The 13,644-nt window shown below is 46.0% G+C and carries 13 protein-coding genes; all 13 read left to right on the forward strand.

Annotated elements, in window-relative coordinates:
- The first annotated feature begins 71 nt into the window (after nt 1–71).
- The 13 genes from topA to PUW25_RS09560 all read left to right on the forward strand — a co-directional run bounded on the left by topA (nt 72) and on the right by PUW25_RS09560 (nt 13,629).
- Complete coding sequence (topA, locus tag PUW25_RS09500) at nt 72–2,171, forward strand: type I DNA topoisomerase (RefSeq protein ID WP_274336949.1); 2,100 nt, start codon at nt 72–74, stop codon at nt 2,169–2,171.
- Between the two features lie 99 nt (nt 2,172–2,270).
- Nucleotides 2,271–3,602 (forward strand): FADH(2)-oxidizing methylenetetrahydrofolate--tRNA-(uracil(54)-C(5))-methyltransferase TrmFO, encoded by a 1,332-nt coding sequence (gene trmFO / locus PUW25_RS09505; protein ID WP_047909728.1) that lies wholly within the window; start codon nt 2,271–2,273, stop codon nt 3,600–3,602.
- 81 nt (nt 3,603–3,683) lie between these two features.
- Nucleotides 3,684–4,226 carry an ATP-dependent protease subunit HslV gene (hslV, locus tag PUW25_RS09510; RefSeq protein ID WP_047909727.1) on the forward strand — a complete coding sequence of 181 codons (543 nt, stop codon included), beginning with the start codon at nt 3,684–3,686 and terminating at the stop codon, nt 4,224–4,226.
- Between the two features lie 40 nt (nt 4,227–4,266).
- Complete coding sequence (gene hslU, locus PUW25_RS09515; RefSeq protein ID WP_047909726.1) at nt 4,267–5,661, forward strand: ATP-dependent protease ATPase subunit HslU; 1,395 nt, start codon at nt 4,267–4,269, stop codon at nt 5,659–5,661.
- Between the two features lie 500 nt (nt 5,662–6,161).
- Nucleotides 6,162–6,566: a flagellar basal body rod protein FlgB gene (gene flgB / locus PUW25_RS09520; RefSeq protein WP_047910201.1), complete on the forward strand. Its 405-nt coding sequence runs from the start codon at nt 6,162–6,164 to the stop codon at nt 6,564–6,566.
- A 7-nt stretch (nt 6,567–6,573) separates the two neighbouring features.
- Complete coding sequence (gene flgC, locus PUW25_RS09525; RefSeq protein ID WP_047909725.1) at nt 6,574–7,023, forward strand: flagellar basal body rod protein FlgC; 450 nt, start codon at nt 6,574–6,576, stop codon at nt 7,021–7,023.
- A 60-nt stretch (nt 7,024–7,083) separates the two neighbouring features.
- Nucleotides 7,084–7,389 carry a flagellar hook-basal body complex protein FliE gene (gene fliE, locus PUW25_RS09530; RefSeq protein ID WP_274520925.1) on the forward strand — a complete coding sequence of 102 codons (306 nt, stop codon included), beginning with the start codon at nt 7,084–7,086 and terminating at the stop codon, nt 7,387–7,389.
- Nucleotides 7,390–7,426: 37 nt separating this feature from the next.
- Complete coding sequence (fliF, locus tag PUW25_RS09535) at nt 7,427–9,013, forward strand: flagellar basal-body MS-ring/collar protein FliF (RefSeq protein ID WP_205053366.1); 1,587 nt, start codon at nt 7,427–7,429, stop codon at nt 9,011–9,013.
- Nucleotides 9,014–9,024: 11 nt separating this feature from the next.
- A complete protein-coding gene (fliG, locus tag PUW25_RS09540; protein WP_047909723.1) occupies nt 9,025–10,038 on the forward strand; it encodes a flagellar motor switch protein FliG in 1,014 nt (337 codons plus the stop codon).
- Nucleotides 10,031–10,885 (forward strand): FliH/SctL family protein, encoded by an 855-nt coding sequence (locus PUW25_RS09545; RefSeq protein WP_047909722.1) that lies wholly within the window; start codon nt 10,031–10,033, stop codon nt 10,883–10,885. Before fliG ends, PUW25_RS09545 begins: the two co-directional genes overlap by 8 nt.
- On the forward strand, nt 10,872–12,191 hold the full coding sequence (gene fliI / locus PUW25_RS09550; RefSeq protein ID WP_205053365.1) for a flagellar protein export ATPase FliI: 1,320 nt from the start codon (nt 10,872–10,874) through the stop codon (nt 12,189–12,191). The genes PUW25_RS09545 and fliI overlap by 14 nt, the downstream gene beginning before the upstream one ends.
- A gap of 11 nt (nt 12,192–12,202) precedes the next feature.
- Complete coding sequence (gene fliJ / locus PUW25_RS09555) at nt 12,203–12,646, forward strand: flagellar export protein FliJ (RefSeq protein WP_047909720.1); 444 nt, start codon at nt 12,203–12,205, stop codon at nt 12,644–12,646.
- Nucleotides 12,647–12,687: 41 nt separating this feature from the next.
- Nucleotides 12,688–13,629: a MotE family protein gene (locus PUW25_RS09560; RefSeq protein ID WP_274336950.1), complete on the forward strand. Its 942-nt coding sequence runs from the start codon at nt 12,688–12,690 to the stop codon at nt 13,627–13,629.
- The last annotated feature ends 15 nt before the right edge of the window (nt 13,630–13,644 follow it).

Here is a 13,644-nt window from a genome sequence, read left to right on the forward strand (position 1 = left end):
TCCTGTGGCGTTTTAAATTACATCCGCCATAGGTGACATGTAGGGCTATATTGTGAGAGGAGGATGAACCTATGGCGGATTCACTTGTCATCGTGGAGTCCCCATCGAAAGCAAAGACAATTGGTAAATATTTGGGCAGCAAGTATATTGTCAAAGCGTCGATGGGTCATGTCCGCGATTTGCCGAAGAGTCAGACCGGCGTAGAAGTGGAGAACGATTTTAATCCTAAATATATTACAATCCGCGGAAAAGGTTCTGTGCTAAAAGAACTTAAGGACGCATCTAAAAAAGTGAAAAAAGTATATCTGGCAGCTGACCCCGATCGTGAGGGAGAAGCCATTGCTTGGCATTTGGCTCATGCTCTGGAGCTTGACCAAACCGAGAGCTGCCGGGTCGTATTTAATGAGATAACGAAGCAAGCAGTCAAGGATGCCTTCAAGACGCCTCGCAAGATCAACATGGATCTTGTGAACGCACAGCAGGCTAGACGTATTTTGGACCGGCTTGTAGGCTACAAGATCAGTCCACTTTTATGGAAAAAGGTGAAGAAGGGTCTATCTGCCGGTCGAGTTCAGTCTGTAGCTGTCAAAATTATTCTGGATCGTGAGGACGAAATTAACGAATTTGTTCCGGAAGAATATTGGAGCATTACGGCGAGACTAGAAGCTGACGGAAGTCCGTTTGAGGCAAAATTCCATCAGCTTCGCGGAGAGAAGACGGAGCTCAGTAATGAAGAGCAAGTGAAAGAAATACTTAAAGAAATTAAAGATAAGGATTATGTCGTAACAGAGGTCAAAGAGAAAGAGCGGACGCGCAATCCTTCGGCTCCTTTTACAACAAGTTCTTTACAGCAGGAAGCGGCTCGTAAATTGAATTTCCGTGCAGCGAAGACGATGTCTGTAGCTCAGCAGCTATATGAAGGAGTCGAGCTCGGCAAGGAAGGCACAGTTGGTTTGATCACTTATATGAGAACGGACTCTACGCGTATTGCACAGTCTGCTCAGGAAGAAGCCAAAGAATATATTACGGGTAAGTACGGCGAATCCTTCGTTCCGGAATCATTCCGACAATATACTAAGAAAAATGCGAATGCGCAGGAAGCGCATGAGGCGATTCGGCCAACCTCCGTATTGAGAGATCCGGATTCAGTGAAAGCATTTACAAGTCGTGATCAATTCCGTCTATACAAGCTGATATGGGAACGATATGTGGCGAGTCAGATGGCCTCAGCTATTCTTGATACCCTGTCTGTTGATATCGCAGCAGGAGACGCTTCTTTTCGTGCTACAGGCTCCAAGGTCCGCTTTCATGGCTTCATGAAGGTGTATGTCGAAGGTAACGATGATGGTACAACGGATGAAGAGAAGCTGCTGCCTCCACTGAAGAGCGGGGATAAGCTTATTCATAAAGAAATTGAGCCGAAGCAGCACTTTACACAGCCGCCGCCACGATATACTGAAGCAAGACTCGTCAAGACAATGGAAGAGCTGGGCATCGGAAGACCGAGTACGTATGCTCCAACGCTGGAGACGATTCAGAAACGTGGTTATGTCGCAATAGAAGAGAAGAAATTTATTCCGACAGAGCTTGGTGAGCTTATTAACGAGCAGATGGAGCAATTTTTCCCTGAAATTGTCGATGTTGAGTTTACCGCGCATATGGAAGAGGATTTGGACCATGTTGAAGAAGGATCTGAGGACTGGGTTAAAATATTGGCTGAGTTCTATAAATCCTTTGAGAAGCGCCTGCATGTCGCAGAAGAAGAAATGAGTGAGATCGAAATCCAGGATGAGGTCTCCGATGAGATCTGTGAGAAATGCGGTAAACCGATGGTATATAAATTTGGCCGATTCGGTAAGTTTTTGGCATGCTCTGGATTCCCGGATTGCCGCAATACCAAGCCGATTATTAAAAATATCGGGGTAACCTGCCCGACGTGTAAGGAAGGACAGGTCGTCGAGCGCCGCAGTAAAAAAGGACGGATTTTCTACGGCTGTGACCGATATCCTGAATGTGATTTTGTCTCCTGGGATAAGCCGTCACCTAAGCCTTGTCCTAAATGTGATTCATTGATGGTAGAGAAGCGAAACAAGCAAGGAACAAGACTGCAGTGTACTTCTTGCGATCATACAGAACCGGTCGAGGAAGCGGACGAAGCGGTCGAAATTTAAATCATAAAAATAATGGATTAACCGGTAGTACGGGCTGCAGCTTTCTGTATCCAGGATTCTTGCTATAGAGTACTGGATACATGCAGCGAGGGGGTAAATATGAACGAGAAACAACAAGTAACAGTAATTGGTGCAGGACTGGCAGGAAGTGAAGCTGCTTGGCAGATTGCACAAAGAGGGGTACCGGTAAAGCTGTATGAAATGAGACCGGTCGTAAAAACGCCAGCTCATCATACGAATAAATTTGCTGAGCTGGTGTGCAGTAACTCACTTCGAGCAAATGGCCTGACGAATGCTGTAGGTGTATTAAAAGAAGAGATGCGTATGTTGGATTCACTGGTGATCGGCTCCGCCGATCGTAACGCAGTTCCTGCTGGTGGAGCACTGGCGGTTGATCGGGATGGATTTTCCGGTGAGATCACGAATACACTGCATGAGCATCCGCTTATTACGGTAGTGAATGAGGAGATTCAGGAGATTCCGACGGATGGCATTGTCGTTATTGCAACAGGTCCTCTGACTTCGCCTGCATTGTCCTCACAGATTAAAGATCTGATGGGTGAAGAATACTTCTATTTCTACGATGCGGCAGCACCGATTGTAGAGAAAGAATCCATTGATATGAACAAAGTCTATCTGGCATCACGTTATGATAAGGGAGAAGCGGCTTATCTCAATTGCCCCATGAATGAAGAAGAGTTTGATCGTTTCTACGATGCTCTGATCGCAGCTGAGGTTGCTGAGCTTAAAGAGTTTGAGAAGGAAATCTACTTTGAGGGCTGCATGCCGATTGAGGTTATGATGAAGCGCGGCAAACAGACGGCGCTATTCGGGCCGATGAAGCCAGTCGGTCTAGTTAACCCGCATACTGGAGAGCTGCCTTATGCCGTTGTCCAGCTGCGTCAGGATAACGCGGCAGGAACGCTGTATAATCTGGTAGGCTTCCAAACTCATCTGAAATGGGGAGAGCAGAAGCGTGTATTCGGTATGATCCCAGGTCTTGAGAATGCAGAATTTGTGCGTTATGGGGTTATGCATCGTAATACCTTTATTAACTCTCCCAAATTACTTGAGCCTACGTATCAGTTTAAGAATCGGAGTAACCTGTTCTTTGCTGGTCAAATGACAGGTGTAGAGGGCTATGTAGAGTCTGCTGCCTCCGGACTGATCGCGGGTATGAATGCTGCGAATCTGGCACTGGGCAAAGATCTGACGACGCTGCCTGTAGACAGTACGCTAGGAAGTATGGCGAACTATATTACGACGGCTGATTTCAAACACTTCCAGCCAATGAACGCCAACTTTGGCCTATTGCCGAAGCTGGAGCAAAAAATTCGGAATAAGAAGGAAAAAAATGAGGCGCTGGCGAATCGTGCGTTAGACAGCATAAGACGTTTCAAGCAAGAGCAAGGTCTCTCCACAGTGCAATAGCGACATCTTGAGGAAAGCCCGGTAAGTCTCTCAGCGACGTGCCGGGTTTTTACCATATACGAATCAAGGGAGGTAGCATTTATGGAAACTACATTTCATGCGACGACGATCTGTGCTGTGCGTCATCATGGCAAGGCGGCCATCGCAGGTGATGGACAGGTTACAATGGGGCAAAGCGTGGTAATGAAAAATACGGCGAAGAAGGTTCGGAGATTGTACCGCGGACAGGTTGTTGCAGGCTTTGCTGGTTCTGTAGCGGATGCCATCACTCTGTTTGAGAAATTTGAAGGCAAGCTTGAGGAACATCATGGCAATCTGCAAAGAGCTGCGGTAGAACTCGCCAAGGATTGGCGTCAGGATCGTGTGCTGCGTAAGCTGGAGGCATTAATGATCGTGATGGACAAAACAGGCATGCTGCTGATATCTGGAGGCGGGGAGATTATTGAGCCTGATGATGATATTTTGGCCATCGGTTCAGGCGGCAACTATGCTCTTGCAGCTGCAAGAGCTCTGAAGCGGCATCCGGGTGAGCTTGAAGCAAAGGATATGGCTCGTGAGGCTTTGGTTGTAGCTTCCGAGATTTGTGTGTTTACGAACAGTAATATTATCGTTGAAGAACTGTAAACTCTGAATAGGAACAGGAATAAAAGGAGGTATGTAAATCATGAACGAAGCTTTTACTCCCAGACAAATTGTCGCTGAGCTGGATAAGTACATCGTTGGTCAGAAGCAGGCCAAGAAGTCCGTCGCTGTTGCCCTCCGTAACAGATATCGTCGAAGCAGGCTGCCGGAAGATGCCCAGGATGAAATTGTACCTAAGAATATACTGATGATTGGACCGACAGGGGTAGGTAAGACGGAGATCGCTAGACGGCTTGCCAAGCTGGTCGGTGCTCCATTTGTAAAAGTGGAAGCAACTAAATTCACCGAGGTTGGTTATGTCGGACGTGACGTCGAATCGATGGTTCGTGACTTAATTGAAACTTCGATCCGGATTGTCAAATTGGAGAAGACGGAAAAGGTCAAAGACAAGGCTGAGGAAAATGCGAATGAGCGTATTGTGCAAATCCTTGTCCCGTCGGCTAACAAATCGAAGAATCAAAAAAATCCTTTCGAAATGCTGTTTGGCAATCATCAGCAGCCACAGCAAGAGGAAGATCCGGCACAAGATGCCTCTGTCAATGAACGCAGACGTAAAGTGAAATTTGAACTGCTGGCCGGTCAGCTTGAGAATGATACGATCGAAATTGATATTGAGGATAATGCACCTAACATGTTTGATATGTTTGCAGGCCAAGGCAATGATCAAATGGGCATGAATATGCAGGAGATGTTTGGCAACTTCCTCCCGAAACGTACTAAGAAACGCAAGCTTCCCATCAAGGAAGCACGTAAAGTACTTATTCAGGAAGAAGCAGGCAAGCTGATCGATATGGATGATGTAACACAGGAGTCGATTCGGCGTGCAGAGCAGTCCGGCATTATTTTTATAGACGAGATCGATAAGGTAGCAAGCCGTGGACAAGGATCAGGGCCGGATGTGTCCCGTGAGGGTGTTCAGAGGGATATTCTTCCTATCGTCGAAGGATCGACCGTAATGACCAAATACGGGCCTGTAAAGACGGACTATATCCTGTTTATAGCTGCAGGTGCTTTCCATGTGTCGAAGCCGTCAGATCTCATTCCAGAGCTTCAAGGGCGATTCCCTATTCGGGTTGAACTCAGCAGTCTATCCTTGGATGATTTTGTATCTATCTTGACGGAACCGAAAAATGCGCTGACCAAACAATATGTTGATCTGCTAAAGACCGAGGACATCGAGATTGAATTCTCTCCAGAAGCCATTCGGGAGATCGCGAACATCGCAGAATCCGTCAACCTGAATACGGAGAATATTGGTGCTCGTCGTCTACATACAATTTTGGAGAAGCTGCTGGAGGATCTGTCCTTTGAAGCGCCGGAGCTGACCTTAGATAAAATGACGATCACACCGGAATATGTAAGAGAGAAGCTAGGTGGAATTGCGAAAGACCGTGATCTAAGCCAGTATATTTTGTAGAAATAAGACTCTTTATAGAGATTTTCTCTGTGAAGAGTCTTTTTTTGTGCGCATTTTCATCTTAGTGCAATTCTATACTTGCTTTATGGTAAAAAACCGGCCAGTCCCCAAGTCAAATATGACAATAAATGCGGTTTGTCGCGCTTTTTCCTCCTAAAGTATCATGTCGATATTAGTGAAGTCTTAAGATCGACCTATCTGAAATTAAGAATATTTTATGAAAATATAGAGCTATGAATGGGACTATATTTTCATGAGAATGTACATATTTTGAAAATTATACATATTAAGTCCTTGTTTTTGGCAAAAGATAGGGCTTTTTTCTTATTGTAATAAATGCCCAACTCTAAGAAACTTAGAATATACGACAAATAACTTATTATTTCTACTAAAGACCTAGGAAAAGAGAGAAGTTCAGATTTATTTGTCGAAATAATTTGAACTAGGTCTCATTTTTCAGATGGTAATAGTTTAAAGATTCTGGAAGGGAGAGAATGAGGATTAATCTTCTGAATGATGTAAGCTTTCGAACATTGCAGGCAGGGGTTGATGCTGCTAACGTCAGACAACTTGCGATTACTAATAATATAGCGAATAGTGACACGCCGTATTTCAAACGTTCAGAGGTTCACTTTGAGCAACTGCTTGAACAGGAAATGCAGGGAACACCTACTTTAACTGGAAGACGTACGAATGAGAGACACATACCCATTGGTCCTAGTTCTTCCATTCCAGCAGCTGTCACAACAACCGATAACAGTACAGCAATGAGTAATAATGACAACAATGTTGACGTGGATAAGGAAATGAGCCTTTTGGCGGAGAATCAGCTGCGGTATAACTCTTATATTCAACTGGTAAATGAACATATCAAGATTATGCGCACTGCAACCGAAGGGAGATAGATCATAAGTGAACATCAGTAAGAGCTTTGATATCAGTGCATCTGCACTAACGGCTCAGCGGCTTCGCATGGATGTTATTTCCTCCAACATTGCGAACAGTGAGACGACGAGAGCAAGGATCGAGAATGGGGAAGCCGTTCCATATAAGCGGAAAATGGTCGTCCTGGAATCAAATCAGCCCAGCTTCAAACAGATGATAGATAATGAAATGCAAGGTGGAAATGTGGCGCAGGGAGTCAAAGTAGCGGCGATAGAAGAGGACACGGCACCACTGAAGCCGGTATACAATCCGACACATCCGGATGCAAATGCAGAAGGGTACGTGTACATGCCTAACGTGGATACAACCAAAGAAATGGTAGATTTAATAGGTGCATCCAGATCCTACGAAGCAAACGTTACTGCACTAAATGCTTCTAAAGCAATGGTGATGAAAGCACTGGAGATCGGACGTTAGAAATAAGCTAGAGCAAAATGATGTAGATACATAATCGTGAAGATAATGGGAGGGAAAATCGTGATCGAAAATACGATGTTTAAAGCATCAGCTATACAAACCCCTAATGTTACCATGACACAGGGCAAGTCAACCCCAACAGAAACCATCAATCAATTCTCTTCCTACCTTGAAGATGCAATCACTCAAGTGGCAGATCAAGAAAAACATGCAAGCGAAATGTCAACTGAGTTTGTACTTGGCAACGTAAATGTTGATCAGGTTATGGTCGCATCACAGCAGGCTCTCCTTAGTCTGCAACTGACAACCCAAGTTCGAAACAAGGTAATCGAGGCCTACCAGGAAATCATGCGGATCCAAATGTAGTTAATGTTTATAGCAAAGTTTCGGATGAGGTGACACAGTGAACGAAAGAATTGCCCAATATAAGGACAAGGTATCCGCGTATTGGAATAAATTTACGAAAAAACAAAAAATAATGTTAATTTCTACCGTCTTATTCCTGATCATTGCCATTGTGGTTCTGACGATGCAGTTCTCCAAGACGGAATATGAGGTTGCGTTTACGGGGCTGGATGCCGTAGATTCTGCTGGAGTAATCAGCTATTTAGAATCAGGCAATATTCCTTTTCAATTGAACGCAGATGGCTCTGAAATTTCGATCCCAAGTACCCAAGCGGCTCGTGTAAAGGTCGATGTCGGCTCTCAAGGCTTGATTCAGAATGGATCGATCGGATATGACATCTTTGAGCAGGGCTCGTCAGCAATGGGTATGACGGACAAAGAATTCCAAGTGAAGTATGCCAATGCTTTTAATGGTGAAATCGAGCAGATGCTATTAGGTATGCAGGGGATATCTGAGGCTAAAGTCCTAGTTAACCTTCCCAAAGAAAGCCTGTTTGCATCATCAGCTCAGGACAGTGCATCCGCGTCAGCGGTGCTTAAATTTCAACCAGGGTATCAGCCTTCGCAGGCGGCCGTTGACGGATATTTCAATTTGCTGAAAACAGCTGTGCCACATCTGCCCATTGAGAATATTACGATTTCAACAGATCAAGGCGAGGAGCTCGTTCCTACGGAGCGCGGTGGTGGTAGTGTTCTCGGTGAAGTACAGGAGAACATGCAGCTGCAGAAGCAATATGAAGAAGACATTGAGAAAACAGTCAGAGAATTTTTGACGGGTATTACAGGCAGCAGCAATGTTGACGTGCTTGTAACTTCTAACCTGAACTTTGACAAAGTCAATGAAACGCAAAATCTCGTTACTCCTGTGGATGAAGAAAATATGAGGGGAATCGAAATCAGCGTTCAGGATATTCAAAGCAGTTATACTGGCGGCAGTGCTGCTGATGGCGGAGTTGCAGGCACCGGAGAAGAAGATGTTGTTAATTACCCGGCAGCTGATGCTTCCACTTCAAGCGGTGAAGACAGTTCTTCTGTCATCAATTACGAAGTAAACCGTATTGCCAAAGAGATCGTGCAAAGTCCATACGTTGTTAAAGATTTAACCATTAATGTAGCAGTTGAATCACCTGGTAGTCCAAATGATGATCAAGACGATGGAACATCAGACACCACGGAACAGATCAGAGAGGTGCTTAAAAATATTGTCAGATCCTCATTGTCGAACTCAGGGGTTGAATACACTGAAGACCAAGTGACTCAGAGAGTATCTGTCACTGAGAAACCAGCACAAGTGCAAGAAGCGGAACAAACCGGAATTCAGCTCACATCAGGCATGATCTGGGGTCTGGCTGCAGCCGCTGCATTACTGCTCGCTGGCGGTGGATATTTAATATACAGAAGACGGCGCAACAAGGAAGAAGAGTTCGAAGAAGATATTCCGCTCCAGGTTCCTACAGAGTTCCCGTCCATTAATCTGGAAACAGTCACGAATGAAAGCCAAGTGCGCAAACAGCTGGAAACACTCGCCAAGAAGAAACCAGATGAATTTGTTAACCTGCTTCGTACATGGCTAGCTGATGAATAGAGGTGAACGAGTTGGTTAAGCAGGGGAACGGATTAACAGGCCGGCAGAAAGCGGCCATATTGCTTATAACATTAGGACCGGAAGTGTCTGCGCAAATCTTCAAGCATTTGAGAGATGAAGAGATCGAACAATTGACGCTGGAAATTGCCAATGTTCGTAAGGTGGATTCGGGAGAAAAGGAATTGATTATGTCCGAGTTTCATCAAATTTGCCTGGCACAGGAATATATCTCTCAGGGCGGGATCAATTATGCCAAAGAGATACTGGAAAAAGCGCTTGGATCGCAAAAAGCGCTCGAGGTTATCAATCGTCTAACCGCTACACTTCAGGTCAGACCGTTTGATTTTGCTCGTAAAGCGGATCCGAATCAAATTCTTAACTTCATTCAGAACGAGAGTCCGCAAACCATTGCGCTAGTACTGTCCTATCTGCAATTTGAGCAGGCAGCAGCTATCCTGTCCTCGCTTCCGCAGGACAAGCAGGCAGATGTTGCAAGACGTGTTGCCGTTATGGACAGCACTTCACCTGAAGTCATTTCACAGGTTGAACGGGTTCTGGAACAGAAGCTGTCTGCAACCGTGACACAGGATTACACGAATGCCGGCGGTATTGAATCCATTGTTCAGATTCTAAATGGTGTCGATCGGGGAACAGAGCGTACGATTCTCGATTCTCTCGAAATTCAAGATCCAGAGCTTGCAGAAGAAATTAAGAAACGGATGTTTGTATTTGAAGACATTGTGAATGTGGATAACCGTTCAATTCAGCGCATTATCCGTGATATCGACAATGCTGATCTGCAGCTTGCACTTAAAGTGGCGAGTGAAGAAGTGCGTCAGGCGATATTCACGAACATGTCGAAACGCATGTCCGAAACGTTCAAGGAAGAGATGGAGTACATGGGTCCTGTAAGGCTTCGTGATGTGGAAGAAGCACAGACTCGAATTGTAGCAACGATCAGAAGACTGGAAGAAGCCGGTGAGATTATTATAGCTCGCGGCGGAGGAGATGATATCGTTGTCTAATTTGATCAAGTCCTTCCAATACGTCCCGGTGGATACTCACAAACAGCTGAGATCTGTTCATGAGTATGGCGATAAGCAGCAGGAGGAACAAATTACGGACAATTTGGATGTTACTTCTAATATCGGTCAACAGCCGAGTGTTGATGAGGAGACTCTGAAACTAAAAGAAGAAATGCTTCATAATGCGAAAGAATTTGCAGAAAGACAGATTCGTGAAGCGGCAGAAGAAGCGGAACGGATACTGCAGGAGAGCAGAGCTCAGATCGAGGCCTGGTGGGAAGAAAAAAGATTACAGGATGAGCATTTGGTTGAGGCGCTGCGCTCTGAGGGTTTTAAACAGGGATATGACGAAGGGTGTGACAAAGCACAGAAGGAGCTTCAGGAGCAAGTGGAGATTAAGATGCTTGAAGCTCAGGCAGTGCTGAATGAAGCATACCAAGCGAAGGAGCAGATCATACAGGAAGCAGAGCCCTTCCTCGTTGAGCTCAGCAGTGCAATCGCGGAGAAAATCATTGACAGACAGCTGACTGAGGATACGGATCTCATGCTCGATCTGATCAAGAAGAATCTATCTCGGAAACGAGAGCAAGGGGTCATTACTCTATGTGTCGCTCCATCCCAGTTCTCCTTTGTTCAAGCAGCGAGAGAGGAATTGTCCTTCGCGATTGATTCTCAAGCCGAGCTGAAAATATTGCCTGACGCTTCTGTCAAGGATCGAGGCTGTGTTATCCGTTCGGCATACGGGAGTGTCGATGCAAGAATAGATACCCAATTGACAGAGATCAAGAAGGAATTGATCCGAGTCGCACTTGATCAGGAGGAGCGAGGACAGTATGAAGGTGCTTAGCTCACACAGATATATAGATCAGCTCAAACATTTGGACCCGATTCGTATTAATGGAAAAGTAACGCAGGTGATCGGGCTGATGGTGGAGTCGGAAGGTCCAGACGCCAGCATAGGGGATGTATGCCTCATCTATCCCAGCCAGTCATCGGCACCTTTGAAGGCTGAGGTTGTCGGGTTTAGAGACAACAAAGTGCTGCTGATGCCGCTTGGAGATTTGCAATCTATCGGTCCTGGATGTGATGTCGTAGGGACGGGGAAGCCGCTGAATGTACAGGTGGGTTCTGAGCTGTTAGGAAAAGTACTGGATGGATTAGGTCAGCCGCTGGATGGATCGTTAATACCCGCGAGAATGCAGCATTACTCCACCTCTAGTACGCCTATTAATCCGCTCAACAGGCCCAGAGTGCAGGAGCCGATAAGCATTGGTGTTCGGGCCATCGACGGCCTGCTTACGATTGGCAAAGGCCAGCGTGTAGGTATTTTTGCCGGATCCGGGGTAGGGAAAAGCACGCTCATGGGGATGATCGCAAGGAATACATCAGCCGATGTGAATGTCATCGCACTGATTGGAGAACGCGGCCGTGAGGTGCTCGACTTCATTGAACGGGACTTGGGACCGGAAGGCTTAGAACGCTCTGTCGTCATCGTTGCGACCTCGGATCAGCCTGCACTGGTGAGAATTAAGGGTGCGCTCATAGCGACAACCATTGCAGAGTACTTTCGAGATCGAGGCATGAACGTGATGTTGATGATGGACTCTGTCACGAGATATGCGATGGCCCAGCGGGAGGTTGGTCTAGCCGTTGGGGAACCGCCCGCTATGAGAGGTTATACTCCGTCTGTATTCGCGAGTCTCCCTAAATTGCTGGAAAGAGCGGGTACAGGACCAACGGGCTCGATCACTGCTTTTTATACCGTGCTGGTAGATGGTGACGATATGAACGAACCGATTGCCGATGCCGTCAGGGGAATACTCGATGGACACATCGTGCTCAATCGGGGCATTGCAAACAAGGGTCATTTTCCAGCCATTGATGTGCTGGCAAGTATAAGCCGGGTGATGAAGGACATTGCCCCACGCGATCAGATTGAGGCTGCCGAGAATATAAAAAGACTGATGTCCGTGTTCAAGAACTCGGAGGATCTAATCAACATAGGAGCTTATCAAAAAGGCTCTAATGTGGAAATTGACGAGTCTATCGACCGAATCGGAGATATTTGGGATTTCACTCGGCAAAAAGTAGATGAGAAGACGAATTTGGACGAGGTTATGCAGAGATTGATTACAGAATTTTCGAGGAGATGAACAAGTAAGTTATGAGATTCACGTATCATTTTCAGAAGGTTGTCGATCTTAAATCCACTGAAAAAACACAAGCTGAATGGCTGCTGTCCTCCGCAATTGGCAAGCTGAAATCAGAGGAGCAGCATCTTATGGAGCTGGTTCAAGATAAAGAAAATATGCTCCAGGGCATCTCATCGTCATCTCAGCAGTCATTATCCGCTGCGAATCTTCAGGAAATGAACCGATATATTCATTATCTGGATGAATGTATCAGCCGTAAGAACAACGATGTGGCTTATGCACAAGTGAACGTGAAGAAGAATCAGGATTTTCTGAATGACAAGATGCTGGACGAGAAGGTTTGGATGGAAGCAAGAGAAAAAGCGAAAATGCATTTTCAACAGGAAATGCTCCTTCGGGAACAAAATGAACTGGATGAAATGGCAACGGTGCGCTTTGCAGTCAAAGCACGTTAATGACAGTGACGTGAGGAAATGCGCCGGAGGAGGTATGAGTTTTGGTAGGCAAGGATAAGGAAGAGCTGGAGCGAGAGTCCAGCAGTGGATGGGAAAAATTCCTTGTAATCGCAATCCCGATCGTATTTACAGCTGTCCTCGTTACAGTGCTTCTCATCGTGCTGAACGGTGACTTCAAGAATAAGGCATTTGCTTTCTTAAGCCAAGTTCCGATTGTGAAAGAATGGATTCCTGAAGATGCGCTCGATCCGGAATTGGTCAAAGAGAGAAAGCTGGAGCAGCAAATGGAGAGCGACCAGGCTACAATCGCAACTTTGAAGGCAGATCTTGAGGCTGCTGAGCAGGGTCTGGCCGAGGCAGAAGCGCAAAAGACACAGCAAGATGACAAAGTAAAGCAGTTAGAGGAAGAAATTAAGCAGTTGGAGGAAGCGAAGGATAGCAGTACGGAAGATGGCGAGGAACAGGTCGATCCTTATGTGCAGGAGATCAGGGACCTAGCCAAGATGTACGGAGAGATGAAGCCTAGTAAAGCAGCACCAATTATTCAAAGTATGACAAAAGAAGAGCAGGTTCAGCTTCTGTCAGAGATGAAATCGGATGAGCAGATAGGCATTCTAGAGAAAATGAATCCACAGTCTGCTGCTGAATTGACTTCAGCTCTCAAGGAAGTAACAACCTCAGAGGTGAAGGCGATCGCGGCATTGCAATCACAGCTCGCAGCAAGCCAGCCTGCAGCGGAGACGACACAGACCAATAATAGTCGAAATCTGGACCAGACTGAACTTACTCAAACGTTCTCGTCCATGTCGGCTGCAAGCGGTGCAGCGCTCATTCTGGAAATGAACAAGATCAGCTCTGATCGGGCCATTACGATCCTTAAGACGGTTGATGATGCCAAGAGAGCAGAGCTCCTAGACAGCATGTCCGGTATCGATAAAGAGGCATCTGCCAAAATTCTGAATAGGCTTATGGGTGGGAAATAGAGCCTAGCTTGCGAC

It is taken from the genome of Paenibacillus urinalis (genome assembly GCF_028747985.1).
Taxonomy (GTDB): Bacteria; Bacillota; Bacilli; order Paenibacillales; family Paenibacillaceae; genus Paenibacillus; species Paenibacillus urinalis.

What these genes read in the sequence shown, in the direction of transcription:
- hslU (WP_047909726.1), top strand. Translation starts at nt 4,267, where the DNA reads ATGAACGAAGCTTTTACTCCCAGACAAATTGTCGCTGAGCTGGATAAG.
- trmFO (WP_047909728.1), top strand. Translation starts at nt 2,271, where the DNA reads ATGAACGAGAAACAACAAGTAACAGTAATTGGTGCAGGACTGGCAGGA.
- hslV (WP_047909727.1), top strand. Translation starts at nt 3,684, where the DNA reads ATGGAAACTACATTTCATGCGACGACGATCTGTGCTGTGCGTCATCAT.
- fliI (WP_205053365.1), top strand. Translation starts at nt 10,872, where the DNA reads ATGAAGGTGCTTAGCTCACACAGATATATAGATCAGCTCAAACATTTG.
- topA (WP_274336949.1), top strand. Translation starts at nt 72, where the DNA reads ATGGCGGATTCACTTGTCATCGTGGAGTCCCCATCGAAAGCAAAGACA.
- fliJ (WP_047909720.1), top strand. Translation starts at nt 12,203, where the DNA reads ATGAGATTCACGTATCATTTTCAGAAGGTTGTCGATCTTAAATCCACT.